Here is a 26,756-nt window from a genome sequence, read left to right as displayed (position 1 = left end):
GCAAACACCATTGAGTCTTTTTTATTAAAACAAAACAGCCTTAAATCAACTGCGTGAACAGCCAGTACAAACTGCCGGACAAGATCATCGCCATTGGCAATGTCAGCACCCACGCCATCAGCAGGTTGCGGATAGTCGACATTTGCAAACCTGATTTATTCGCCGCCATGGTACCCGCCACACCAGACGACAATACGTGAGTCGTTGATACCGGTAATCCGTACATATCTGCCGCACCAATCATGGTCATGGCCACCAGTTCAGCAGAAGCGCCCTGGCCGTAAGTCAAATGTGTTTTGCCGATTTTTTCACCTACAGTCACCACAATACGTTTCCAGCCGACCATGGTGCCTAAACCCAGCGCAATCGCGACCGCTACTTTTACCCATAATGGAATAAATTTGGTCGCGCCATCGATTTCCTTTTTAAAGGCAGTCACGTTGGCTTTGGTATCGGCGTCAAAAGTCACAGATTTATCTTTGTCCAGCAAGCGAATCGCTTCAGAAACCAGGTACATATCGTTACGCACGTTACCCACTTGCTCAGCCGGCACGGCAGCAAATGTGCCGTAGGCTTTTACCTGTGCACCAATGCTGCCGGTCATGGCTGCCAAAGCAGGAATCAATTCCGGAGTCACTGTTTTTGTACGCACATATGCAGTCAGGTCGTGGCGCGCAGCCTGGTCGTTTGCAGGTGGTGAAATATTGGTGTTTTGCGCTAACGACTCTTGCGTGACATGGGCTATCGCCACGAACCTGGTCATTTGATCGACTGGCATGGCACGGTTCAAGGCATAGGCCATAGGCACCGTACCCACCAGGATTAGCATGATTAAGCCCATGCCTTTTTGACCATCGTTGGAGCCATGCGCAAACGACACGCCGGTACAGGTCAAAATCAGCAAACCACGAATCCACAGCGGAGGTGGTTTGTTGCCTTTAGGCTCCTGGTAAAGCTCTTTACTTTTGACGAATGCTTTGAGTGCCAGCAATAAAAGCGCAGCAAAGAAGAAACCAATAATAGGCGAGAGCAATAACGAGTAACCGATTTTAGTCGCTTGTGCCCAATCTACGCCACTGGTGCCATCACGGCCATGCATCAGTGCATTGGCAACGCCAACGCCAATGATAGAGCCAATCAGGGTGTGTGATGAAGAGGCAGGCAACCCTAGCAACCAGGTACCCAGGTTCCACATGATTGCGGCGATCAGCAAGGCAAATACCATGGCAAAGCCGGCGCCGGAGCCTACCTGTAATATCAACTCGACCGGCAGCAGTGAAATAATGCCGAAAGCTACCGCACCACTGGAAACCAATACCCCGAGAAAGTTGAACATGCCTGACCAGATCACTGCGAAGTTGGCAGGTAATGAGTGCGTATAAATCACCGTTGCCACTGCGTTCGCAGTGTCATGGAAACCATTGACGAATTCGAACCCAAGCGCAATCACCAGTGCCACGCCTAATAATATAAACGGTAGCCAGGTGGTGGTTGGGGCACCGGTGTCATTCACGTCGCTCATCAGGCTGAAGCCGGTGTAGATTAAACCTATCAGCATCAGGCCTATGAAAATAACCGTGGTCAGTGTGCTGGGTTTTTTGTCCAGATTTGGCCTGGAAGGTGACACGCTCTGAAAGCGTGACGAAGAGCTAGCCGCTGAAGTATCCATAAATATTCGCCTGATTTTTATCGAGATATCAGCAGTATTGTTTTTGAAGATGACAGTTTGATGACAACGCCTGACTGTTTAGAAATGCCTGAAAATGAAATAGTCATCAAACTGTCATAAAAAAAATCTAGCATTTTTTGATTATTCAATTAAATAGACTTTGGGAAAACCACATGACCATCTCTGACGAAATCCCCAATGCTGATGAGCGATTCAACAATGAAATGATGGATAGTTTTGATGAAGAACTCGAGATGGAGCTCGACGACGAGCGCATGGACCAGATCCTGAATGAGTTTGCGGACGCCTCTGAAATCTATGGTCTGCACACAGAAAAATCGCAAACCTCGGTATCTCAGCGCCAGACTTATTTTAAAGAGTTATTCCGGCTGCAAGGTGAGCTGGTCAAGCTGCAAGACTGGGTAGTGCAAAACAAGCTGAAAGTCGTGGTGCTATTTGAAGGCCGTGATGCCGCTGGCAAGGGTGGGGTGATTAAACGGTTAACTCAGCGCCTGAATCCACGTGTGTGCAGGGTAGCCGCATTGCCGGCACCGAGCGAGCGTGAACGCACACAATGGTATTTCCAGCGTTATATTTCACACTTGCCAGCCGGTGGCGAAATCGTGCTGTTTGACCGCAGCTGGTATAACCGCGCCGGGGTAGAAAAAGTGATGGGCTTTTGCAACGACGATGAATACGAAGAGTTTTTCCGCTCGGTGCCCGAGTTCGAAAAGATGCTGGTGCGTTCCGGCATCATCCTGATCAAGTACTGGTTTTCAATCACAGACGACGAACAGCACTTGCGCTTTATGACGCGTATTCACGACCCGTTAAAACAATGGAAGCTGAGCCCCATGGACCTGGAATCACGCCGCCTGTGGGAGCAATACACCAAAGCAAAAGAAGTGATGCTGGAGCGCACGCATATCCTTGAAGCGCCTTGGTGGGTGGTTGAAGCGGTGGATAAAAAGAAAGCGCGTCTCAACTGTATCAGCCATTTGCTCAGCCAGATTGAATATGGCAACGTGGAACATAAACCGGTGGTATTGCCGAAACGCGTGCATAACGCCGATTACATACGCGGGCCGGTACCTAAAGAGATGTTTGTTCCAGCCAAATATTGATCCTGACAGCAGGTTGTATATGCAAGGGGTAGTATTCAGCCATCCCTAAGGTTTAAGACTAGCCTCTGCTGACAATCGCCTGGTTCAGCGCTTGCAGCACGTGTTCGATATCCTGCTTTTTCTCGCTGATTAACGCGTGGTGCTCACCGGCTGATGTGTTCAAAATCACCGAGTACCTGGGTTTTTCGATAAACCATGCGACCAGGCCTATCACGATGGCAACAGCACCTGCAATCAGCAATACGCCCGCGTCATATAACTCCAGCATTTCGCCAATCAACAGCAAAAATCCTATAAATAGAAACAGGATAGCCAGTCCGTGTTTCGGCTCAACGATACCCGGCTTCACCGAAGTCACGCTTTGCATGGCATACGTCTGGCTACGGACGATGAATCTGCTATTGCTGACAGTGACGCCATCAAAATTGAAAAATACTTTTTCTTCCATTTATTCCAGCCTTACCAAGCATTGTTAACAATACTGACCTTTGTTGCCGTTTAAAATTCATCAGGCTTATAGTTTTATATAAATTTACAAGCATGGTTTGTACCCTTATTGTGTATGGATAGCTTCCATTCTGCGGACTAGGGTGGGGCAGATTTTTTCAAATAGCTGAAATATTCCAAGGATAATTTGGCTGTGTTAGAGAGCGGTTCTAACATCGCGCCATCGCCAACCTTAAGGAAAAAATCATGACCTCATCAGCATTAAAAATGAAAGTAGTTGCCGGCCTGTTGCTGGCTTTCGCCGGTAGCGCCTCAGCGGCGGTTTACACCAACGTGCCAGCTGGCGCCAACACTGGCTTGCCATTTGCCTCTTTCGGCAATGCAGCCAACCCGAGCGGTGATTCACCTAAAGTAGGCCAGGTGTTCTCACTGACATCCGACAGCCTGCTGTCATCGTTCAGCTTCTACGCAGTTGGTAATACTTCAGCCTCCTTCCAGCTGAACGTCGCCCAGTGGAACCCAGGTACCAACGCCCAGAACCAGGCAGTAAATACCGTTGGCAGCAACTTGTTAACCTCTACGTTCAACGCGGTGGATACATACAATGCTGCAGGCGGTTACACAACCTTGTCATTTGAAAACCTGGGCCTGAACCTGAATGCTGGCACCAAATACATTGCCTACCTCACCAGTAGTGACGCAAGCGTGACTGGTATTCAGCTGTCACGTACCCAAACTGCAGCAGACGCATCGGGGTTTGGTCTTGGCAATGCCTATAACAGCACGATCCCGGGCCAAGGCTGGCAGTTGCCTTTCAACGGCTTCCTGAGCCTGCAATATACTGCAGTGACATCTGTAGCTTCGGCAGTGCCTGAGCCAGAAAGCCTGAGTTTGATGATGGTGGGTCTCGGTATCGCTGGTTTAATCGCACGTCGCAAAAAAAGTGCTTAATTAACAAATCCAGCAAAACAAAAAGCCTCACAGATGTGAGGCTTTTTTATTTCAATCAAGTAATTTAGCAATTACCTTTTTTAGCCTGGCCCGGCGGGCAATGATCCCGGTCACGCAAGACTACACAGCTTGAAAGCAACATACTAACTAAAGCTAATAAAACAATTTTTTTGATCATACTGGTTTTCCCAAGGTTATCTGATTAATTTTTGAAATAGTTCTCACGAACATTTCCGGGTACAGTCTTTGCTGTTTGAATCAGTATAACTTCTGCGCTGACAAATTACTTAATGATCTGACTTACCTTTGCCATGACTGTGACCAGCAATTTTATCCATCCAGGCGAACAGCACGCCGGTGATGATAAAGGTCAGGTGAATGCCGACCAGCCATGCCATTTGCTCGGTAGTGAAGCTGGCAGTGCCAGAGCTCTGGTGCACAAATGCTTTCAACAGGTCGATGGCAGAAATCGCCACAATCGAACCAATCAGCTTGATCTTCAGGCCGGAGTAATCGACTTTACCCATCCACTCAGGTCTGTCTTCACTATTCGCCGTATCAATGCGTGAGACAAAGTTTTCATACCCACTGAAAATCACCATGATCAGCAGGTTGCCGACCAGCGTGATATCCACCAGAGCCAGCAGTGACAGCACGGTTTCCTGCTCCGAGAACGAAGCCAGGTGCGAAACAATGTGGAAGAATTCCTGGCCAAATTTAACCAGCAAAATAAACAAACCACCGACCAAACCCAGGTACATCGGTGCCATCAACCAGCGGCTCTGGAAAATCCAGCCTTCTAATATTTTTTCTAAATAACGTCCCATTACTTACTCCAAAAAATCCTGTGCTTTTGCACATTAAACTTCTACAGCGTCACTTCAATGACAAATTGATTAAACCATCCAGATGACGCTGTTTTTCTAAAATCGTTCCCAGATCAAAATTGCATCAACATCTCGCGGATTGCTGCTTCGTCGATACCTTTGCCGATAATCACAATCCGGCTGATCGGCTCATCTTCATCCCAGCCTTCCAGCAGCGTAGGCGGGTAGGGCGTAAAGTGCACCGCGTGTATCGCCAGCGGTGCCGGCGCATCTTCCACATGCAGAATGCCTTTTAAACGTAAGAGGTTTTCACCATGCACCTGGCACAGCTTGAGGATCACGCCTTTAAAATCTGACCATGCCATCGGCTTAGGCAAATAGACGGTAAACGTTGTCACATCATCATGCGCTGGTGCTTGTGGAATCGTGCCTTTTTTAGCTGCGCTAAAGCCGCTAGAAGGTGCTTTCAACCAGCGCTGAGGGTTAGCCTGCTTATTGGCAAAATCAAACAGCCCCACATCAATAATCTGCATCGGGTCGATTTCACCATGCAACACAAATTGCTGAGTCGCATTCGGATTAATCGCACTCAGCTTGGCCTGCAAAGCGCTAATCTGCTCAGGTGTAGCCGTGTCTTTCTTGGTAATCAGCAATACATCCGCCACCGCCGCCTGTTTTAGTGCTTCTTTTTGCGTTTCAATCTGCTGCAAACCGTAAGCCGCATCAATCGTCACCACCACTGCGTCTAATCTGTAAACCGATTCAATCACCGGCTCATTCATCAGGTTGGCTAAAATCGGGCCAGGGTCAGCCATGCCAGTGGTTTCAATCACCAGTCGGTTAAATTCCGGCACTGCTTGCAAACTGCGTTTGAAGAACAAATCGCGCATGGTATCTGCCAGCTCGTTTTTGAGTGAGCAGCACAAACAGCCAGAACTCAACAACACCGTGTTATCGGCAATATGCTCGCTCTCAATGGTTTGCGAAATCTGGCTATTGGCAAAAATCTGGTCCAATCCTGCTTCGCCAAGCTCATTAATTATCACGGCGGTGTCTTTCATCGCCGGGTTATGCAGCAGTTTATTAAGTAGGGTGGTTTTGCCGCTGCCCAAAAAACCAGTTAGCAGCGTAACGGGGATACGTTTATCCATATGAGTTCTAATAAAACGAGAGTGGAGGTATTTTAACGCGGATGATTGTTGGTGGTGCTAAGTGTTTAAAATTATATGGTGCTTATACATCCTAATCTCAAGTTAAGAATAAGAAATAAAAGTCTCATTCACTGAGACTTTTATTTTGTGAGAAAACTAAAAATTTAAGCAGCCTTTGCAACCGTAGCAACACTAATCATTTTGTCACATTCTTCAATAATGTAATTTGGTGTTGTTGGATATTTTGCTGGATTTAATTGCATTAAATAGTCATTTTCGATATGAAATGACTCTTTGATAAATTTAGAGATAATGTCGCTCTCATGCAAAGATTTGTCCATGTATATAATTCTGTATATTTGGAGTTTTTCGTAATTATTTGTTGCTGAAGTATAAACCCCGATCATCTGTGCATCATCGTTCACTCTGTTACATAGAGCATCGTAATTAAAACCATCTATTGCTACCTCAATTTCGCTGACGGCAGCACTAATTTCTTGTGCTGTCATATCTCTTTCTATTCCAGTGCCGATCCAAAGAGGAACTGCACGCTTATGAAGTAAATTAGAAATTAGTTGATATCCGTTTCCTTTCTCTCCATTAACTTCATATCGCCTGCGCAAATAAATAGCTTTTACGATGTCATCACATCCAGCAGCTAGATTCACTGAGCAGACTTCATTAAACGTAATAATGTCTTGTTTTGTAATTGGTATTTCTACAACTTTACCGGAGGATGAAGTTAGGAAACTTGCAATTGGCTCTTGGAATTTTCCAGAGAGGGTGTGTATGACATCAATAACTGGTTCGAAGTCATGAGTTAACATGAGTACAGTTTTATTTTTGAAACTTTTCTCTCTTCGAAATAGAGTTTCTAAGATGGCGTATTTTTTGTTCCTGTCAAAAGAAGAAATTGGATCATCTAAAATAATTAAATCTGGATTGTTTTTCAGAGAGTCATACATGAATAGCACTAGAGAAAATGCATTCCTTTCCCCAAAGCTCAAATATTGATCACCCTTTTGTACTGCATTTGTAGAATCAATGTGCTTTAGTTTCATTTTGTACACATTGTTCTCGTCTTCTATATCAACGAAATATTTGTAGCCGGAATATTGTAGAAAGGAGTTTATTTCTTTCTTGTAAGCTTGAATTGTTTTTTGGATATTTGATTTTTGAATGCCAACGGCTTTTTGTATATCTGTGGCTTTGTTAATTAGAGCCTTGAGTTTTTCATTTATTGAATCAACGATTTTGCGCGTATGACTTGAGTCAAGCTTCGCCAGATATTCAATTTTGATTTCATATTCTGTTAATTTCTCTATGACTTTATCGACGTCTTTAAATGAATGAAATGATATATATTTCAGAGATGTTAATTTTTCTTCTAGTATGGTTACATTTCCACCAATTTCTGTTAGATAACTAATTTCCTCTGTAGAAATTGTTGAGTTATTTGTTGTTATTTTCCGAAGTTTTTCATTGGTTTCATCACTGAAGTACTTACTAAGATTGCCAATAATTTGCAGTATCTTATTCAGATGTTCAATCATTTTTGAATCATATTCTTTAGCAACAGATAGTATGGTTTCTTTTTTCTTTTCTTCTGTTGGCGTTACGCAATAAGGGCAGTTATCGGCAATGTCGAGATAATCTTTTCCTTTTAGCTGCCACTGTAACCAGCTGACATTATTGGCGTTTCGCAAATAAGCTTTATATGGTTCTAAAGCGGCAGGTATGTTTTCCAGTTTGTTACCGTTACCTATGCCTTTATGTAAAGCTCCTGCTTTTGAGTAACCATTAGCTGACTTTCCAAATGTGCCTTTTAACTCACCAAGATCTCTAATAACCGAATCTAACTCCTCATTATTAGAAAACGTTTCTTTAATTTCCTTCACTGATGCTTCAATAGCTTCCATTCTTTCGTCATATTCTTTATTTCGAATAAATACTTCAAAGCTATTATTAATTATTTCATCAGGTTTGAAAGTAAATTGTTTTATATATTCCTCATTAAATATCGCGACTGTTTTTATAGACTCCGCGCCAGTTACGATTGGCAAATACTGTTTTTCAGTTTTGTCGCCATGTTTGAATGGCTTTAGTGTAGCAAGTGCGGATTCGCCTTTTATTGAAGATTCTATAGCCTTAGCAATGGTGCTTTTTCCTGTTCCGTTCATTGCATATTTGATATTTATTTTGCCTTCAATAAGCTGGATTTTTGCTTCGTCGATGCAATTGCAGTTTTGTATCAGTATTTCCATAAATCCTCTCCCTTGAGTTTTAATGAAAGTCGATATGCATTCTACGAATTAGAAACTAATTATTCTAGTTCAAAACAATGTGCTCATAGAGAATATAAGATCCAATCGCAATCAACACTAAACCACCAACCACTTCCGAGCGCTTTCCAAACATCAACCCCAACACTCGCCCAAGCATCACGCCAATAGTCACCATCGTAAACGTAGCAAGTCCAATGGCTGCGGCAGTTACGAATATATTCACCTCCATAAACGCCAAACTGACGCCAACAGCCATCGCATCAATGCTGGTGGCGAATGCGGTGATTGCGAGTATGTAGAAGGAGTGACTGGTTGGTTTTTCTTCTGCAGGCTCTGCTGGTTGAAAGCCTGCGTAAATCATATGCAGGCCAAGGGCGAGCAGGAGGGTGAAGGCGATCCAGTGATCCCAATCGGTAATGTAATGTGACGCAAAAGTTTTGATGGTGAAGGTGGCAATGGCCCAGCCGATTAAGGGCGTGATGGCTTCGATGACACCAAAAATCAACCCGGTGCGTAGTGCTTCTGACAGTTTGGGATGTTTGAGCGCTGCGCCTTTGCTGATAGCTGCGGCAAACGCGTCGGTGGACATGGCTAGCGCGATCAGCGCGATGGAGGTGAAGTTCATATTGGGTTCTCTAGTCGGGACGAAATTAACAGATAGCAGCACGCCCGACTTTTGTCGCACTGATATCCATTAGTCTCGCCAACCGAAAACGGCCGCCTGCACCACGACTTACGTCGATTATGTTGACACAGGCACTTCGCATCCCAAAAACTGATTAGGACGAAGCAGGCTACTCCCCAAAGGTGGCGGCATTATAACGGATGTGGAGGGTCCAAATAATGAATTTTGTGTGAAGTGCAGATAAAAAGCCTCCGCAAGGGAGGCTAGGCACAAACATCATTATCAAGCTTTTGATCGCTTTTTCAGCCGGAACGCCCACAATAAGAGAGCTGCACCCATCATTGCGCTGGAAGACGGTTCAGGTTGAGGGAGTGTAGTGATGATGGTTTTTAAGCGCGCTCGTTTTGAAAAACCTGCAACATTTCCTTGCGGTCTTTGCGTGCGCGTTTGTTGGCGTACATACGCTTATCGGCGATGCGCATCAACTCTTCCGGTGTGCTGGCCTCATTGGCGAATACCACGCCCTGACTGGCGCCTGCGCCAATAAAGCCGGTGTTTTGAAGCTGCTTGTTGGTGGCTTCTATCTGGTGCTCGCACCATTCAACTTGGTCCTGATGGCATAAAATCGCGAACTCGTCACCGCCCAGCCGGTATAACTGGGCATCGCCCTCCAGGCGCTGGTTGAGGAACAGGCTAAAGTTTTTCAACAGGTTATCGCCGACGTCATGGCCGAAATGGTCGTTGAAGTGCTTGAGGTTATCCATATCCAGAAAGATCAGGCAGCCATGTTCAGGGAAATTCACCATTTTGCTTTCCAGCGCATGGCGGTTGGGGATGTTGGTTAACCTGTCAGTCATGGCTAGTGAACGCGTATTCTGCAATTCAACCAGCATGCGGTCTTTGTCTTTATGCAGGTGATTGATCTGGTAGGCCAGCACCAGCGCCAGTAGAACGGCTTCTACAGTCACGGCGATTAAGCCCATTTGCTCTATGGTCCAGATATTGGTGCTGAGTTTCTGCGCGCTGATAGACATGCCGCCCAGCACGCCGAACACCGTGATGGCGATCAGATAGAATTGTGCAGTGCGATCGTTACGCCAGCTAAAGTAGCTGCCGCAAATAAAACCAAAGGTCAGGAAGATTGCGACGCCGGTGCGTGCCATTTCCAGCATCCAGTTCGGGTTGGCAAACCCGTTGATCAAGAGCGCGAGCAACACCGCATAGACCAGCAATGCAAGTTTATGCAGCTTGGGCGTTTGCGTACGGTTGATCCCCAGCAGGTTGCAGACGAAGCTGACATAAGCCATATTGGAAAGCAGGATAGGGGCGCTGCTGAGGTAAAACCAGTGTGTGTTTGCCAGTTGCGCAAAGGCGCCCAGGGCTGTGCCCTGGAAAATCAGGTTGCCCAGGATGAACAAGGCATACATGCGCTCGGTGGTATGACCGGGGGCGATGCCGATAGAGATGTAATAAAAGAAGATGCCCATCAGCACACCCAGCATCAGGATGGCGCCTGCCGAACTCTTCAGTATCTGGTTCAGGTAATCTGGTTCGCTGGCGATAAACAATTCAGGTTGCGCCAGATAGTAGGGAGAGTTGAGCTCGGTGGTCAGCTGGTAGGTACCTGGCGTCAGGTCAAACCTGCGCCCGTGACGTAACAGGTAAGTGTTCGTTTCACGGCTGCTTAAACCGCCATGCGCATCATAGGTTTTGCCATCAGCCGCGGTGAGGTGATGGCTAAAGTTGGCAATGACGGTGGTGTTTTTAAAATCAATGACATAGCTGTCAGCTTGCGTAATCTTGAGTGTGGTGTGGCAGGAAAATTTTCCACCGTGTAGCGGAATGCTTTCTACCGACTGCCCATGTTCATTCACACACCCTGTTAAGCCTAGCAACGGGTGGGCAAATACTGAGTGAGCAAGCAGCAGGCTTGTGAACAGTATTAAACAATTATGAAAAAGTCGGGAAAGCAACAAAAGTTAGCCTTAGGCATTAGCGACTAGGAATTCGCTATTATGTATGAATCTTAGCTGGTTATTTTGAACCCGCAAAGAATTTTCAAGTGTCAGAATGCTTTAATAAAAGCACACAACCTTGTCTAACCTTATTGCTGAACCTGATTTTTTATTGCTGGCGCCGTGAAGACGCCTCGCTGGCTCTGGCTTCTAGCTGCGGCATGATCCATTTTCTGAACATCAACGGCGTGATCATGGTGGTGATTACCCCCATTAATATCAGCACCGAGAACAGTTCCTGGCCGATAAAACCGCGTTCATAGGCGATGCTGGCAATCACCAGTTCCATCACGCCCCGGCCATTGAGGATAAAGCCTATGCCCAGTGCATCGCTCTTGGCCAAACCGATCAAACGTCCGCCCAGCCAGCCAGCCAGTATCTTGGTCGCGATAGATACGATGAGCACGACTGTCACAAACCAGAATGATTCGATGATCTGCACCTTGAACTCCAGCCCCAGGTAGGCAAAGAACACCGGCGCCAGAAAACCGCCAGTGATAGAACCTAGCGTTAACTCTAATTCTTTGTAGCGGGAGGGCAGGAAGAAGTTACGATCTATCAGCAGTGCACCAAAGAAAGCGCCAATCACAAAGTGGAAGCCAAGCGCTGCACTGACGGAGCCGAATACCAGCACGAATAACAGCAGGATGCCGAACAGGGCTTCATTACCGATCAGCGCAACCAGTTTCTCTGACCATAAATGCAGGTTGACGCCAGTATCCACCACTTTTTTGATCAGCAGACTGACACCGAGAATCATCAGTATCAGCAAGATCAATTTTGAGCTGGCATTAAAGATGGCAATGCTGACCGCGTGGTAGGATTTTTGTTCAGGCAGATTCAGGATGACGCCTAGTACCAGCAGGGCGGCAATGTCGTTAAAGATGGCGGTAGCGACCGAGTAACGGGCAATGTCTGAATCGAGTAGCTTGAAGCTTTGCAGGATGCTGACGGTGACTGGCAGCGCGGTAATGGAAACGCATAAGCCCAGGAAAATAGTACGGCTGACATCCAGCCCAAAGCTGACGCCGATCAGGATGCCGCCGGTGAGCGGCAGGATAAACCCAAGTAAGGCAATCACGATGCCTTTACCGCGCATGGAGTCGATGACCTCCTTGAAATTCATTTCCAGGCCAGCGGATAACACAATCAGGAATACCGCCAACTCGGAAATGCCTGACAAGGCAGGTGTAGGGGTGATCAGGCTGAGAATGCTGGGGCCAAGAATGACACCGGCAACCATTTGGCCAATGATGGCGGGCTGATTAAAGCGGCTGAAAAGTTGCCCAAGCAGGCGGGCGCAGACAATCAGTACAAGCAGTGTGGTGAGTAACGGCATTACTTCTTTCTTTAATACTTTCTGCAATCACCGGTATGTGCCATGAGGATTTTACTAGCGCAGCGTGTCTGTGTATGACTGGCGCTTGATTAAAAATGCCCGATTGAAAATTTCACATGAGATGAAATGCGAGAGTATTGAATAAATAATGGATTTTGCTTGAGTATAAATCATTCCGGCGCGTGGGGTACACAGATGCACTTTCTGGACGACACTAAGGGCGCATGACGTGCAGCATTTCTTTGCGGTTTTTGCGCGAACGCTTGTTTTCATACATACGCTTGTCGGCGATGCGTAATAGCGCTTCTGTGCTGTTGGCCTCATGCGCAAATACAACGCCCATACTGGCACCTGCACCGCCAAAGCCTTCTTTGTGTAATTGCAGGTGGGTATATTCAAGCTGGTGCTGGCACCACTCCACATCATCTTCATGGCAAAGGATGGCGAATTCATCACCTCCCAAGCGGTAAAGCTTGCCATGCTCGCTGAGTTTACTGGATAAAATCTTGGTAAAAAGTGTGAGCAGATGGTCACCCGTTTCATGGCCGAAATGGTCGTTCAACTGTTTCAGGTTATCCATATCCAGAAACATCAGGCAGCTATGCTGCGGCATTTGTAACAGCTTGTTTTCCAGCGCGTGACGGTTGGGAATGCCGGTCAGCCTGTCGGTCAGTGCCAGTGAACGCGTATTTTGCAGTTCGACCAGCATCAGCTCTTTCTCTTGATGCAGGCGGGTGATTTTGTAGGCTACCAGCAATGAGACCAGGATGGCGTGCACAGTAACCGCAAACAGCCCGAGTTGTTCTATGGTGAAAGTGGGTTGCGTGTTGTTTGTGGCCATCATCGCGAGCAGGCCGAAACTGATAGTGGCAAGCAGGTAAAGTTGCGCGATGATTTGGCGTTGCAGGCTCAGGCGCAAACCGCAGGCCAGGCCAAAGCCGAGCAATAGCAGGATGCCTACACGTGCCATATCCAGCATCCAGTGAGGAAAAATCATTCCTAAGATGATCAACGCGATCAGCAGGCCGCTGATGATCAGCGAAAGCCGGTAGAGACGCGGGCGGTGAAATGGATTGATACCTAGCAGGTGGCAAACGAAATTGACATATGCCAGGTTGGCAATCAGCAAGGGCAGGCCGGTGAGGTAAAACCAGTGCCACTCAAAAAACTGGTTAAAAATGCCAAGCGCTGCCGCATGAAATACCAGGTGTCCAAACAGGAAAGACGCGTAAAGGCGTTCGGTAATGCGGCCGGCTAACATGCCTATCGTCGCATAATAGGTAAATAATCCCAATAAAATACCTAGTAATAACAGGCTGATTGCCGCACTGATATTAGTTTGTTGCTGATAACTGGCTAGGTCGGAAAGCATCAGCACGGGCGGCGCCAGATAGTAGGGCGATTGCAGCCAGGTGATCAGACGGTATGTGCCGGGATTGAGGCTGACGATGCGGCCATGCCGCAACACGAAAGGGTTACGTTCAGAACTGCTTAAGCCGCCTTTCATCATTGCCAGCATAGCCGGCTTTTCAATCACTTTGTTTTCAGCAATATTTTCCTCGAAAATTTCGTGCTGGAAACGGGCGATGGTCGAGGTGTTTTTGAAATCGATGACGTACTGGTTGGCTTGTGCAATTTTCAGCACGCTCTGGCAGACAAACTTGCCGCCCTGTAATGGAATGCTGGCTACCAGCACACCTTGCTGATTAATGCAGGTTGTGCCGAGCAATGCCGGAGCCGTTGATGCCGGTGGCATCATGCTAAACCCTGAAGATATCAGGCCGAATCCTAGTGGAATAAGGCTGATCCAAAGCGTTATGAGCGTCCAAAACCGATAACGTGGCAATTTAAATTTTCCAGTAAACGCTGCAAATCACGGGGCAGTGTACATGAAAAATTCCTGGGTTATAGCTGGGCCAGTTGATTAAGAAAAGCAAAGGTTTACTAACTAACGTTGCTGCATGACATGAAAAACCCGCATATGAAATGCGGGTGCTTTATGAATCAAACGGCTATCAATCCTAGTGATCGGATACTGCTTTTTCAGTAGCCTCGGTGGTTTCTTTAATGTGCTCTTTGGCTACTGCCGCTGCCTCTTTAGCGGCCTCGACAGCCTCTGATGTCGCCGCTTTAATTTCTCCAGCGGCCTCCTTTGTCTCTTCGTGAGCAGACTCATAGGCTTTTTCAATGGAAGCTTCATTGTCGCTACAGGCAACCAGCAAACTCATGCTCAAGCCAGCGATGCTTAATAAACGAAAAAATGAGTACATGTCAGAGGCTCCTAAATTAATTAACTTTAACTTAATTAAATCATTTCAACCTTACAGTCCGCTTAAATCAATCCTGTAGTCACTATCAGCGTTATCAATGCGAATGTCTATTGCTTATGTTGTATTTGCGCAGCAATTTGCTCGCTGAGCAAGTCAAGATTGTTGCCCAATGCGCGTACCAGTGCAGGATAGCCACTCTCGCTCAATGGCGTTGTAAATTTAAATGACTGGTTTTGCAACGGCGCACGGTCGGCTGAAAGCAATTGCCAATGGCCGCTGAGCACCGCATAGCCCTGCATCTGGCCGTGGAACTGGTCTATGGTGAGTTGCAGGCTGTTGGCTTTTAACGGTGCGCCAGGCAGCGGGTCAACCACTGCGGTATCAGCAAGACGGCTGGAAAGGCGGGTGCGCAAGCCTCGGCTTAATTCTTGTGACAGATTATCTACCCATAAATGGTCACGTGCCGGATGTAACGTAATATCGTCCAGTTGGACTACGATCCTGTCACTGTCCAGGTAATCAGCCAGCTGGATTTTATTGAGCACCAGTGTTCTGGTCGCCGATTTATCCTGTGCCGCGCTGGCTGATGCTTGCACTTCAGGCAGGCTGTAACGTTCGCTTTTTACCGGTGGGTTGGATTTCAAGCAAGCGCCCAGGCTGCATGCCAGAACTAGCATCAGGCCGTTACGTAAGTAGTTTGTAGTGATCATGATTGCGAATTCCTTACGGGTTGGCCGGTGCTTGTATATTAGCCGGTGCTTGCGGCACCGGGTCATTGCCAGGCTTGCGACCAAACAGCACCGCGCTTGGCTCTTCATTTAAAGTGCGCGCCAACGGTTGTATATCACGCAGGGCTTTATCCAGGCGTTGCAAGGTAGTCGTCAGCTCCTGATAAGCAGGCGAGTCCGGTGACAACCCTTTGAGCGTCGCTTGCAGTTCCTGCATGGTCTTATTCAGGTTGGCAGGCATCTGCTGCAATTCAGGCTGGCTGATAAACTTGTTCACTTGCTCACTGAGCGCACGAATCTCTTTCATCGTTACTTCTGATTGCTGCAGGTTTTTATCCAGGCCGGAAAGCACAGGCTCCACCTTGAGCTGATTCAGTTTATCCAGCAGGTCAGACAGTTTCTGTTCGATCTGGGCCAGGCTGGTCGCACTGGTCGGCAATACCGGCAAACCTTCAAAGCGCTCGCGCTTATAGGGTTTGTGTGATTTTTGATCCATATTCAAATCGACATAAACCGAGCCGGTGAGCAGGTTGCCGGATTTAAGGGTGGCATGTAGCCCGCGCTGCAGCATATGACCAATGCGGGTTTTCCATTCTTCCAGGTTTGCCTGGCCGTTATCGGCCAAGCGCCCGGGTTCAAGGTGAATCAGCACCGGAATTGCGTAACGGAATTCTTTTTTACGCTCAGGCGAATTGAATTTCCATGGCACACTCATGACGGTACCTATGCGCAGGCCGCGGAATTCCACAGGCGCGCCCTTGTTCAGGCCGCGCACGGTGTCATCCACCAGCAGCACATATTCAATGTACTGGTCGTAGGTTTGCTGGCGTGCGGCTTCTTCATTGGCAAACAGTTCAAAGGTGGTCTCCGAGCGTACCGGTTGCCCCATCGGGATATCATCCGGATGACCAAAGCTGACACCACCGGCAATCAATGACTCCACCGTAGGGATATTCGCCCTGAAGCCTTGCGCATCCAGTTTTACGTCTATGCCGACAGCGGTCCAGAAACGCGAATTCTTGGTGACTAATACATCGTAAGGGTGTTCGATAAACAGCTCGTGCTGCATCTTGCGCTGTTTCGGGTCAAAGGTGGCACTGACGACACGGCCTACACGTAAACCCTGGTATGTGACCGGATCACCGACGCGTAAGGCGTTGCCCACTTTACCTTCGAGGTTTACATGCACACCCTTGGCGCCATTCAGGGAAATAGGCGGTTGATCAAGTACAGTAAACTGGTCAGTTTCTTCCAGGCTTTTGCCCGGTTGCAGTTGAATATAAGAACCCGAAATCACGGTATTTAATCCACTAATGCCTTCCAGCCCGATACGTGGTTTAACTACCCACAGTTGGGTATCTTTGACCAGCATAGGCTGGGCTTTAGGCGTAATGCGGGCGATGACTTCAATATGGGTAAGGTCATCCGACAAGGTCACTTGCTCGATCTGGCCGATATCGACGCTATGTACCTTGATTTTTGTTTTACCGGCTTCAATGCCTTCGGCATTGGTCATGGAGAGCGTGATCTGTTTGCCAACCTTAGTGTAATTGTCATAAGCCAGCCATAAGCCTATCAGCAGGGCAACCACAGGCACAATCCAGATAGGCGAGATTCTGGCTGTGTTGACGTTTGCCAGCTGGTGATCCTTTTGTGGCAGGTCACCAGTATCTTGATTATCAGCTTGCTGATCGTTTTTGCTCTGATCATTAGGCGGCAGCGCATCATTGGGCGGCTGATTATTAGAGTGCTCTGTCATTAGGTTTTCCTTGTGTATCCCACAATAAACGGGGATCAAATGCCATGGCGGCAAGCATGGTCGTAATCACCACTGCGCTGAATGCCAGTGCCGCAGGGCCGGGTAATACTGACATCAGGTTGCCGGATTGTATCAGCGCCACCATGATGGCGACGACAAAAACATCCACCATAGACCAGCGGCCAATTAACTCGGTGATCCGGTACAACGCAGATTTCTGATGCGCATTCAACGGGCCGGGATGTCGCGCCAGCCATAGCAAGAGTGCCAGTATCAGCATTTTGATAATCGGTACCATGACACTGGCGACAAAGATGATCACCGCCACCGGTTCCGAGCCGTGCTGCCAGAGTTCTATCATGCCACCAATAATGGTCGAAGAATGACTTTGGCCCAGCGAGGTCGTGATCATCATCGGGTAAGCGTTGGCCGGAATATATAACACGGCCGCTGTCAGCAACAAGGCCCAGGTAAATTGCAGGCTGTTGGGTTTACGCTTGTGCAAGGTACTGCCGCAACGGATGCATATCAATGCGGATGGAGTTTTGGTTTCGGGTATCGCGTTGACCAGGCCACAGGTGGAGCATCCGATCACATGCTGGTCTCTCGCGTTAATGCCGCAACGGATGGATGGGTCCGGCGAGGGTTCGCCGGCCAGCTTTAACCATAACAAATCAATATCCACTGAGCGCGTGGTCATCAATAATAATATGGCAAATACGCAATATGCCCAGAATGAAGCGCCCAGATGCACTTCGCCAATGTCAGTCAGCTTAACCAGGCTCACCAGCGCCGCGATGATAAATACATCGGCCATCATCCACGGATGCAGTTGCGAGAATAACCGGGCAATCACGTCACTGTAGGCGCGCGGCACTCTACGCAATACGTTTGCCTGCATCAGGATGACACCGATCAGGTACAACCCGGGCAGGATGATCGCCGTCGCACTCACAATCAGCGCCACCAGTGGCTGGTTCACATTCACCAGTGTCGCCGCGGTTTCCGGCAAGGCAATCTGGCTATCCAGGCCATTGGTATCCATGCTGATAAACGGGAAGGCGACCGCAATCATCAAGCTCAACAGGGCAGTGACAGCCAATGCAATACTACGCTGTACCGGGTGCAGATACCGCCTTGCCAGCACATGGCCGCAGCGCGGGCAGTTGGCGTGCTCACCCGGGCGCAACACCGGAATGGCACTGACCAGATCGCAGGCACTGCAGGCACGCAAACGCCGCCATTTTATTTTTTGCTGCTCTGTCATCGAGGTTGAATGGAGTGGTTTATAGGTTAGTTGACTTTGACTTGCATGTTAAACGGGCCATCTTTGAACAGGCAAGATGTTTATAAATATAAATTTAATTTAAAAGGCCATCTCTATGGTGACCGGAAAAAATGAAAAAGATTCGCGGCTGTTGATTCATCGTGCCTGTCTGTTATGTAGTGTTGGCTGTTTAGCTATTAAAGCCTGCTGCTTTCATGAGTAACTTAATCATAAAACTCACAAGCGTGAGAGCGGCGATACTGCCTAGCCAGATCAGTAGCAACCAGCCTAATCTTTTAGCAAAACTGCTTTTCCGTGTTGTGCCAGTCATCGCATACCTCTATCAGTGATAAGCATCGTCCGGGTTCACTTTGCCGCGGAATACGTAATATGCCCAGCCTGTATAAATCAGGATAATCGGGATAATAACCAATGCCCCAACCAGGGCAAACATCTGGCTTTGTGGCGGTGCAGCCGCGGCGTGAATGGAAATATGTGGCGGAATAATGTTAGGCCAGATACTGATGCCCAGGCCCATGTAGCCAAGCAGGATCAGGCAAAGTGTGTAAATAAAAGGTGTGGTTTCGGATTTATCGCTTAGTGATTTCTGCAGCCGGTAAAAGAAAAATGCCACCAGCAGCGGCACCGGCGAAAGAAGTAGCAAATTGGGCATGGTGAACCATCTATCAGCGATACCGTGATCCATCAATGGCGTCCAGATACTAATGATGACGATAGTGGCAAACAGGAATACTGAAATCTGGCGTGACAGCTTGTAACAGGTTTTCTGCAAATCTCCTGATGTTTTCATGATTAGCCAGGTACATCCCAGCAAGGCATAAGTCACCAGCAAGCTCAGGCCGGTGAAAATCGAAAAAGGCGAGATCCAGTCTAACGGCCCGCCGGCATAGGCATCGTTGACAACTTTGATGCCTTGCAGATAAGCCCCTAGCGTCATGCCCTGGAAGAAAGTCGCCGCAATCGAGCCACATAGAAAAGCCTTGTCCCAGAAATGCCGCTCTTCATCAGTCGCCCTGAACCGGAATTCAAATGCCACCCCGCGAAAAATCAGCGCCATCAGCATAAATAACAGTGGCAGCGAAAGTGCGCTCAAAATCACCGAGTAGGCGAGGGGGAACGCTGCCAGCAAGCCGGCCCCGCCCAAGACCAGCCAGGTTTCGTTGCCATCCCATACCGGTGCGACGGTATTCATCATCAGGTCGCGGTCGTGCTTCTCCTGAAAGAACGGGTAGAGGATGCCGATGCCCAGATCAAAACCATCCATGATGATATACATCATGATGCCAAACAGGATGATGATGGCCCATACCAATGATAAGTCCAGTGATAAGCCCATTTATTGATCCTTTTTGTCTGTTTTGTCTGTATTAGCCGGTGCTGCCGGCACCTTGTTATCAGGATGAAATTCTGGTGCCAGTGCAAACTCGTCTACATCGGTCGGGTTGATGGAAATCGCATCCCCTTGCAATGCTTCTCCGGTTTTCGGGCCTATATTAATCAGTCGCAACACATATAAGGTGCCCATGCCGAATAATGCCAGATAGATCACCACGAATAAGCCCAGGGTGAGTGCAACTTCGGTTGTCGTATGTGGCGTTACCGCATCTGCGGTGCGTAACACGCCATAGACTACCCATGGCTGACGGCCTATTTCGGTGGTGTACCAGCCCGCTAATATGGCAATCACTCCGGCGGGTCCCATGGCAATGGCGAATTTCTGGAATGGGGTGCTCTGGTACAAACGGTCTTTGACACGCAACCATAACGAAGTCACTGCCAGCAAAATCATCAGCATCCCCAGGCCTACCATCAGGCGGAAGGTCCAGAATACAATGGTGGCATTGGGTCTGTCTTGTGCCGGAAAGTCTTTTAGAGCAGGAATTTGCTCAGTCAGTGAATGGCGTAAGATCAGGCTGCCCAACACAGGGATTTCAACCGCAAAATGCGTTTTTTCTTGTGCCATATCCGGCCAGCCAAATAAGACCAATGGCGTTGCCTGACCTGGCGGATTTTCCCAGTGGCCTTCAATCGCAGCGATTTTAGCGGGTTGGTGCTTGAGGGTATTCAGGCCATGCAGGTCACCGATCACGGCCTGCATAGGCGCGAGCAATAATATCAGCCATAAGCCCATAGACATCATTTTGCGCACGCCAGGATGGTTTTTGCCTCGCAGCAATTGCCAGGCGCCCGCAGATACGACGAATAGTGCGGTTGCCAAATAGGCGCCGACTACCATATGCACCAGGCGGTATGGAAAAGATGGGTTGAAAATAATCTTGAACCAGTCCACCGGGATGACTTTACCAGCGACCAGCTCAAAACCTTGCGGGGTATGCATCCAGCTGTTGGAGGCTAATATCCAGGTCGCTGAAACCAGGGTGCCAATCGCCACCATTACGGTGGAAGTAAAGTGCAAGCCGGGCCCGACTTTGTTCCAGCCGAACAGCATCACGCCTAAAAAGCCAGCCTCAAGAAAGAAAGCGGTCAATACTTCATAAGCAAGCAGTGGCCCTGTGACGCTGCCAGCCACAGAGGAGAAACCAGCCCAGTTCGTGCCAAACTGGTAGGCCATCACCAGGCCGGACACCACGCCCATACCGAAACACAGTGAAAATATTTTGATCCAGAAGTGGTACAGGTCGAGATAGACAGTATTTTTGGTTTTTAGCCAACTGGCTTCAATCACCGCGAGATAGCTTGCCAGGCCGATGGTGATTGCCGGGAATACAATATGGAACGAGATGGTGAATCCAAACTGGATTCTTGCTAACGTTAATGCCAAATCAGACATTCTTATCCTTTGTAACGCGTTTGATGCTAACGGCTATCCACAGGGCAAGCTAAATCATGCTTCATGAATATTATCAGAGTGCCCAAGGTTATTACATTGAGCAGGTTTGATTGGGGATAGTTGCATGCATGTTAAAAGTTTGCCGCTTAAAGTTTTTAAGGCTTGGTAATGGATAACTGTACTCTAAAAATTTGGCGTTTCTGTATCTGTTTTCCTTGCATTGACTGGCTTAGGATGTAACACATCATTCATCCGTTTGCGATTTCTGGTTATCACCCACTACATACCTCCCAGATTTAGCCGTTATTAAGGTTTTCGCCAGAAAAGTTTGCCGAACAGCAGGAACTATGTCTCAACCAAAAGCCACAATCAAGCCATACCATCACCCTGCCGCAGGCTGGGGAGCACTCAAGCAAGTCGCCGCGCAACTCGCCTTGCAGAAGATTCCTGTGAAAGGCGTACTGACCCTGCTGGCGCAAAACCAGCCGGATGGCTTTGATTGCCCTGGTTGTGCCTGGCCGGATAAAGAGCATACCTCGACTTTTGAGTTTTGCGAAAACGGTGTGAAAGCGGTAGCTGCTGAGGCCACCAACAAACGGGTTCCTCCCGAATTTTTTTCCAAACACACGGTGACAGAGTTAATGCAGTGGAGCGATTTCGACCTTGAAAATGAAGGCCGTTTAACTCACCCGATGCGCTACAACCCGGTCACAGATAAATACGAAGTTGTATTATGGGATGATGCTTTTGCCTTGATGGCTGAGCATTTAAATGCCCTGGCAGACCCGGATGAAGCTGTGTTTTATACCTCTGGACGCGCCAGCAATGAAGCCGCTTTCCTGTACCAGCTGTTCGTACGTGAATTCGGTACTAATAATTTCCCGGATTGTTCTAATCTTTGCCATGAATCCACCAGTATTGCTTTGCCGGCAACCGTTGGTGTAGGTAAAGGCTCGGTGACCCTGCAGGATTTTGAGCATGCCGACACCTTACTGATTTTCGGCCAGAACCCGGCGACCAATCACCCGCGTATGTTGGGTGAACTGCGTGAAGCTGCGAAACGTGGTGCGCGGATTGTGGCTATTAACCCATTAAAAGAGCGCGGCCTTGAGCGTTTTGCCGACCCGCAAAGTCCGTTCGATATGCTGTCCTTCAAAGGCAGCCAGATCAGCAGCCTGTTTATCCAGCCGAAACTGGGAGGGGACCTGGCGCTGATCAAGGGCATGATCAAGTTTGTAATCCAGTGGGATGATGTCGCAATAGTTAAAGGTACGGAGCGTGTGGTAGATGTGGATTTCATTGCCCAGCACACCAATAACTTTGAAGCCATTGCCGCTGACGCCCGCCAGGAAAGCTGGGACGTGATTGTTGAAGAGTCTGGCGTATCATTAGCGCAGATTGAAGAAATCGCCCGTATCTATGCCACCGGCGACCGTGTGATTTCCACCTGGGGCATGGGTATCACCCAGCACAAACATGGTGTGGCGACGATTAAGACGTTAGTGAATTTAATGTTGCTGCGCGGTAATGTCGGCAAGGAAGGCGCTGGCCTGTGCCCGGTGCGCGGACACAGCAATGTGCAAGGAAACCGTACTGTTGGCATTTACGAAAAAATGCCGCTGGAATTCCTGCAAAGCCTGGATCGTGTATTTGATCTGAATGTACCGAAAACGCCAGGTTATGATGCAGTCGCCTCAATTGAAGCGATGATAGACGGCAAGGTGAAATTTTTCTTCGGCCTGGGCGGTAATTTTTCGATTTCCACACCCGATACCGACCGTACCTGGCAAGGCATGCGCAATTGCGAACTGACTGCGCATGTAACCACCAAGCTCAACCGCAGCCACCTGGTGCATGGTAAAGAAGCGCTGATACTGCCATGCCTGGGACGAACAGAGATCGATACTCAGGAAACCGGTCCGCAGGGCGTCACTGTTGAAGATTCCATGAGCATGGTGCATATCTCCTACGGTATGAACAAGCCAGCTTCACCACAACTGCTGTCCGAGCCTGCCATTGTCGCCCGTCTGGCACATGCCACGCTGAAAAACAGCAAAACGCCGTGGCTGGAATATATCAAGGATTACAGCAAGATCCGCGACATCATTGAGCAGACGATGCCGGTGGCGTTCAGGGATTACAACGAGCGCATCAAGACTCCGGGCGGTTTCCGCATGCCGGTCCCTTCAAGCCAGCGGATCTGGAATACGCCTTCTGGTAAGGCTGAATTCACGTTACAGGCTATCCCGCAAAACTCGCCTATCCATCAGGCACGCGAGCAATATGGTGACCAGTTGTTTGTGTTAATGACTACCCGTTCGCATGACCAGTACAACACCACCATCTATGGCATGGATGACCGTTACCGTGGCGTCTTCGGCCAGCGTCGGGTCATTTTCATGAATCCTGCCGATATTGAGCGCCAGGGTTTGCAAGCCGGTGACTGGATAAACCTGGTCAGTGTCTGGCAGGACGGCATTACACGGCGCGCAGATAACTTCATGGTCGTTTCATACGACATTCCGCAAGGTTGCCTGAGTGGCTATTACCCGGAGACCAATAACCTGGTGCCGTTAGAAAGTGTTGCCGATCATTCACGTACACCGACTTCAAAATCGATTCCGGTGATCATCGAGAAAGCTTCTGAGGTTGCCAATGCTGCTTGATTACGACCAGTATGACGCTTCCATAGAAGAAAGTATCAGTGTTGATCATCCTGACCGGATTGATCCTTCCCCGCTAGATACCAGTGCTGTGCGTATGCTGGGCATCCTGGCTTTGCTACATGCAGAACATGGGCATGGACGGGCACAGGTTCCGCTGGCGGCTATCTGCAAGCGTCTGGAATTACGCATGAGTACACTGCAACGCCTGATGACTGCACTCAGCGAGCAGCAACTGGTCGATGTCATGATGGAAAAAGAGCGCCTGGTTGCGGCCCTGACACCCGCAGGAGAGGAAATCACGCTCGCGCTGCAGTCGGCTTAAATTGAGTTCATCTTAAATTTAAGCCGCTTTATATTTCATCAATATCGCCGCTACGCCGCATATCGCTGGCGTATAATGGTCCGCATCTGCGTTTCTCCCCAGTCTTACCACCATGAAGCTTTATGTCTCGTTTGCCGCCCGCATACGCGCAATGATAGATGAAGGCGTTTTGCGACCGGGAGACAGAGTCCCTTCAGTCCGCCAAGCCAGCGAAAAATATAGTCTCAGCATCAGTACGGTTTTACGTGGTTACTTACTGCTGGAACAGGAAGGCGTGATCAGCAGCCATCCGCAATCGGGCTATTACGTCACTCCACGCAAACGCCTGCAACAGAAACAAACTTCAGCGCTGGCAAAAGATATCAATCTATCCGAAGTCGATGCCAGCAAACTGGTCCTCACCACACTCAAATCCATTCGCGAATTCGGTACGGTCCCGTTAGGCTCGCCATTCCCTGATCCGCAACTGTTTCCGCTCAAGAAAATCCACCAGTATGAAAAAGCCCTGACCGATGACCAGGGTGAGTGGGGCGTTCTCAGCGACCTGCCACCAGGCAATGAGATGCTACGCCAGCAGATTGCCAGGCGTTACCTTACTAATGGCATGGATGTATCGCCTGACGATATCGTCATCACGCACGGGGCTACCGAAGCCATCACCCTTTGCCTGCAAGCCGTGGCCAAAGCAGGGGATACCATCGCGCTGGAATCCCCAGGCTACTACGCGCTGGCCCACACAGTAGAGCGCCTGGGCATGAGAGTGGCTGAGGTCCGCACTCATCCAGACTCCGGTATTGATCTGGATGCGTTACGTGCCGTTACCGACAATGTGCGCGTCGCTGCCGTTATCCTCACCAGCAACTTCCAGAATCCGCTCGGTTTTGTGATGCCCGATGCCAAGAAACAAGCCTTAGTGGAATTTCTTGCAGAACAGCAGATTCCGCTGATTGAAGATGATGTGTATGGGGAACTGTATTTCAGCGAGCAAGCGCCTTTGCCCGCCAAGGCTTTTGACCGTACCGGTATGGTGCTGCATTGCTCATCGTTCTCCAAATCGCTGGCCCCAGGCTATCGCGTTGGCTGGATGGCTGCTGGCCGTTACCGGCAAGAAGTTGAGCGGTTGATGTTCCTGAACAGCCTGTCGCTGACTTCAGCCCCGCAAATCGCAATTGCCAAATTCATGCAGCGCGATAGTTTCGAGCAGCATCTCAAACAATTACGTCATACCTTGCGTTCAAACTATGTGCTGATGCGTAATGTGATCGAACAGAGCTTCCCTGTAGGTACGGAGCTTTCTGTGCCCAAGGGCGGTTACGTCATCTGGGTAAAGCTGCCTCAAGCGCTGGATGCGCTGGAACTCTATCGTGCCGCTATCGATAATGGCATCACGGTTGCGCCAGGTACGATTTTTACACTCAGGAAAGAACTGACGCACTACATAAGGCTTAACTTCAGCCATCTGTGGACTTTGGTGATAGAAAAAGCAGTCCGTGATGTAGGTGCACTGGCTTGTGAGATGCTGGCAGCAGAAAAACCGCAAGCATAGAAACGCGTAGAAAATGTAGAGACTAGAAAAGCAAAAAGCCTTGTATTTCTACAAGGCTTTTTTAATTTGGCTCCTCAACCTGGGCTCGAACCAGGGACCTACGGATTAACAGTCCGGCGCTCTACCGACTGAGCTATTGAGGAATCGGTACGTCGTTTGAAGGCGCTATATTACTGAGACCGTGCCCCTTGGTCAACCACTTTTTGCGAATTTCTCCATATTTTTCGATGCGCAGTTTAAATGCCGGTTTTGCTTGATATGCAGTCATAAAAGTCAAGAGGTTTGCATGGTCAGATCGCACTTTTGTTACCCAAACGGGTCAATTTTTTATTGGGGCAAGGTCGTTTATAATAGCGGTAACAGGAGATGCTTATGCGTACAGTTTTAGGAAAAGTGGTTGGTATGACTGGTACTGCGGAAATTGTGGATCAGTATGGTCACCATATTCAGTTGAAAGCGGGCGATACATTGCATGCCGGCGATCAGTTAGTGACCGTGGCTGGCGCACAGGTTGCCATGCAGGCGATCAGTGGCGAGATGGTTCAATTTGCCGAACAACAGTCGGTCACATTGTCTGACGAAGTGTCTGCATCGCCGCATACCATGGATATCAGTGAGCATGCAGTGAATCCGGCGGTGATTCAACATGTGCTGGCTGCTTTGCAATTGAATGATGCGATTGATTTAACGCCGCCGCTGGCATCCATGCTGCAAGAAGAGGCAAGCGCTTTTGTTTCAATCGCGCATACTTCAATCACCGAGCAGGCGCTGCAAGATACAAGCCCTGCAGATGCTTTGAATATTCATGATGTGTTGATTTCCGGCGATCATCATGCGGTAGTGTCTCCAGCCGCGATGCCGATTACGGAACTGGCAGACCTGATGACGCAAACGGCAAGTGCAGATATCGGGTTACCGAATAGCCCTCTGAAAGACTTTCTGAATGACTAGAT

General features: G+C 48.6%; 23 protein-coding genes, 1 tRNA gene and 1 riboswitch. Of the genes, 6 read left to right on the top strand and 18 right to left on the bottom strand.

What is annotated here, in order from left to right; all coding sequences use genetic code 11:
* Positions 1–40: 40 nt before the first annotated feature.
* The gene (locus ASG34_RS01330) at positions 41–1,669 is read right to left on the bottom strand and encodes an inorganic phosphate transporter (RefSeq protein WP_055825590.1); all 1,629 of its coding nucleotides are present in this window, start codon (positions 1,667–1,669) and stop codon (positions 41–43) included.
* Between the two features lie 173 nt (positions 1,670–1,842).
* On the opposite strand from ASG34_RS01330, the gene ppk2 reads away from it, so the two are divergent.
* Complete coding sequence (ppk2, locus tag ASG34_RS01325) at positions 1,843–2,793, top strand: polyphosphate kinase 2 (protein WP_055825587.1); 951 nt, start codon at positions 1,843–1,845, stop codon at positions 2,791–2,793.
* A gap of 58 nt (positions 2,794–2,851) precedes the next feature.
* On the opposite strand, the gene ASG34_RS01320 is transcribed toward ppk2, so the two are convergent.
* Entirely contained in the window at positions 2,852–3,241 is a 390-nt protein-coding gene (locus ASG34_RS01320) for a DUF6232 family protein (protein WP_055825584.1), read from the bottom strand.
* A 245-nt stretch (positions 3,242–3,486) separates the two neighbouring features.
* On the opposite strand from ASG34_RS01320, the gene ASG34_RS01315 reads away from it, so the two are divergent.
* Positions 3,487–4,191, top strand: coding sequence for a PEP-CTERM sorting domain-containing protein (locus ASG34_RS01315; RefSeq protein WP_055825581.1), 705 nt, complete (start codon positions 3,487–3,489; stop codon positions 4,189–4,191).
* Between the two features lie 287 nt (positions 4,192–4,478).
* Here the strand turns inward: ASG34_RS01315 and ASG34_RS01310 are convergent, their stop codons facing one another.
* The 15 genes from ASG34_RS01310 to ASG34_RS01250 form a co-directional block, all read right to left on the bottom strand.
* A complete protein-coding gene (locus ASG34_RS01310) occupies positions 4,479–5,018 on the bottom strand; it encodes a TIGR00645 family protein (RefSeq protein WP_055825577.1) in 540 nt (179 codons plus the stop codon).
* Between the two features lie 113 nt (positions 5,019–5,131).
* Entirely contained in the window at positions 5,132–6,169 is a 1,038-nt protein-coding gene (locus tag ASG34_RS01305; protein ID WP_055825573.1) for a CobW family GTP-binding protein, read from the bottom strand.
* Between the two features lie 164 nt (positions 6,170–6,333).
* Entirely contained in the window at positions 6,334–8,433 is a 2,100-nt protein-coding gene (locus ASG34_RS01300) for an AAA family ATPase (protein WP_200934419.1), read from the bottom strand.
* A 64-nt stretch (positions 8,434–8,497) separates the two neighbouring features.
* Complete coding sequence (gene mntP, locus ASG34_RS01295; RefSeq protein ID WP_055825571.1) at positions 8,498–9,079, bottom strand: manganese efflux pump MntP; 582 nt, start codon at positions 9,077–9,079, stop codon at positions 8,498–8,500.
* Between the two features lie 9 nt (positions 9,080–9,088).
* A riboswitch (yybP-ykoY riboswitch) is annotated at positions 9,089–9,265 on the bottom strand.
* A 96-nt stretch (positions 9,266–9,361) separates the two neighbouring features.
* Complete coding sequence (locus tag ASG34_RS14280; protein ID WP_369814564.1) at positions 9,362–9,460, bottom strand: PEP-CTERM sorting domain-containing protein; 99 nt, start codon at positions 9,458–9,460, stop codon at positions 9,362–9,364.
* Positions 9,461–9,468: 8 nt separating this feature from the next.
* Positions 9,469–10,953: a GGDEF domain-containing protein gene (locus ASG34_RS01290; RefSeq protein ID WP_235559629.1), complete on the bottom strand. Its 1,485-nt coding sequence runs from the start codon at positions 10,951–10,953 to the stop codon at positions 9,469–9,471.
* Between the two features lie 250 nt (positions 10,954–11,203).
* A complete protein-coding gene (locus ASG34_RS01285) occupies positions 11,204–12,433 on the bottom strand; it encodes a cation:proton antiporter (RefSeq protein ID WP_055825567.1) in 1,230 nt (409 codons plus the stop codon).
* A gap of 214 nt (positions 12,434–12,647) precedes the next feature.
* Positions 12,648–14,192, bottom strand: a complete 1,545-nt coding sequence (locus ASG34_RS01280) for a GGDEF domain-containing protein (RefSeq protein WP_055825563.1) — start codon at positions 14,190–14,192, stop codon at positions 12,648–12,650.
* Positions 14,193–14,454: 262 nt separating this feature from the next.
* Positions 14,455–14,703: a hypothetical protein gene (locus ASG34_RS01275; protein ID WP_055825560.1), complete on the bottom strand. Its 249-nt coding sequence runs from the start codon at positions 14,701–14,703 to the stop codon at positions 14,455–14,457.
* Positions 14,704–14,810: 107 nt separating this feature from the next.
* Complete coding sequence (locus tag ASG34_RS01270; protein WP_088178511.1) at positions 14,811–15,413, bottom strand: PqiC family protein; 603 nt, start codon at positions 15,411–15,413, stop codon at positions 14,811–14,813.
* Between the two features lie 13 nt (positions 15,414–15,426).
* The gene (pqiB, locus tag ASG34_RS01265; RefSeq protein ID WP_082504770.1) at positions 15,427–17,190 is read right to left on the bottom strand and encodes an intermembrane transport protein PqiB; all 1,764 of its coding nucleotides are present in this window, start codon (positions 17,188–17,190) and stop codon (positions 15,427–15,429) included.
* Positions 17,174–18,457: a PqiA/YebS family transporter subunit gene (locus ASG34_RS01260; RefSeq protein WP_082504769.1), complete on the bottom strand. Its 1,284-nt coding sequence runs from the start codon at positions 18,455–18,457 to the stop codon at positions 17,174–17,176. Before ASG34_RS01260 ends, pqiB begins: the two co-directional genes overlap by 17 nt.
* 190 nt (positions 18,458–18,647) lie before the next feature.
* Complete coding sequence (locus tag ASG34_RS13740) at positions 18,648–18,788, bottom strand: DUF2474 family protein (RefSeq protein ID WP_082504768.1); 141 nt, start codon at positions 18,786–18,788, stop codon at positions 18,648–18,650.
* Between the two features lie 12 nt (positions 18,789–18,800).
* Positions 18,801–19,814 carry a cytochrome d ubiquinol oxidase subunit II gene (gene cydB / locus ASG34_RS01255; protein WP_055825557.1) on the bottom strand — a complete coding sequence of 338 codons (1,014 nt, stop codon included), beginning with the start codon at positions 19,812–19,814 and terminating at the stop codon, positions 18,801–18,803.
* Positions 19,815–21,269 (bottom strand): cytochrome ubiquinol oxidase subunit I, encoded by a 1,455-nt coding sequence (locus ASG34_RS01250; protein WP_055825555.1) that lies wholly within the window; start codon positions 21,267–21,269, stop codon positions 19,815–19,817. It abuts the gene before it with no gap.
* Positions 21,270–21,616: 347 nt separating this feature from the next.
* Between ASG34_RS01250 and ASG34_RS01245 the strand changes: the two genes are divergently transcribed.
* The 3 genes from ASG34_RS01245 (at position 21,617) to ASG34_RS01235 (ending at position 25,803) form a co-directional block, all read left to right on the top strand.
* A complete protein-coding gene (locus ASG34_RS01245; protein WP_055825553.1) occupies positions 21,617–23,935 on the top strand; it encodes an FdhF/YdeP family oxidoreductase in 2,319 nt (772 codons plus the stop codon).
* A complete protein-coding gene (locus tag ASG34_RS01240) occupies positions 23,925–24,257 on the top strand; it encodes a hypothetical protein (protein ID WP_055825551.1) in 333 nt (110 codons plus the stop codon). Before ASG34_RS01245 ends, ASG34_RS01240 begins: the two co-directional genes overlap by 11 nt.
* A 112-nt stretch (positions 24,258–24,369) precedes the next feature.
* Positions 24,370–25,803, top strand: coding sequence for an aminotransferase-like domain-containing protein (locus tag ASG34_RS01235; protein WP_055825550.1), 1,434 nt, complete (start codon positions 24,370–24,372; stop codon positions 25,801–25,803).
* Positions 25,804–25,870: 67 nt separating this feature from the next.
* Here ASG34_RS01235 and ASG34_RS01230 read toward each other — a convergent pair.
* Positions 25,871–25,946: transfer RNA gene (locus ASG34_RS01230), tRNA-Asn, on the bottom strand.
* 229 nt (positions 25,947–26,175) lie between these two features.
* On the opposite strand from ASG34_RS01230, the gene ASG34_RS01225 reads away from it, so the two are divergent.
* Positions 26,176–26,754, top strand: a complete 579-nt coding sequence (locus ASG34_RS01225; RefSeq protein ID WP_055825548.1) for a hypothetical protein — start codon at positions 26,176–26,178, stop codon at positions 26,752–26,754.
* The last annotated feature ends 2 nt before the right edge of the window (positions 26,755–26,756 follow it).

This window comes from Methylophilus sp. Leaf416 (assembly GCF_001424665.1).
Lineage (GTDB): Bacteria > Pseudomonadota > Gammaproteobacteria > Burkholderiales > Methylophilaceae > Methylophilus.
This window is presented reverse-complemented; position numbering and strand designations above follow the sequence as displayed.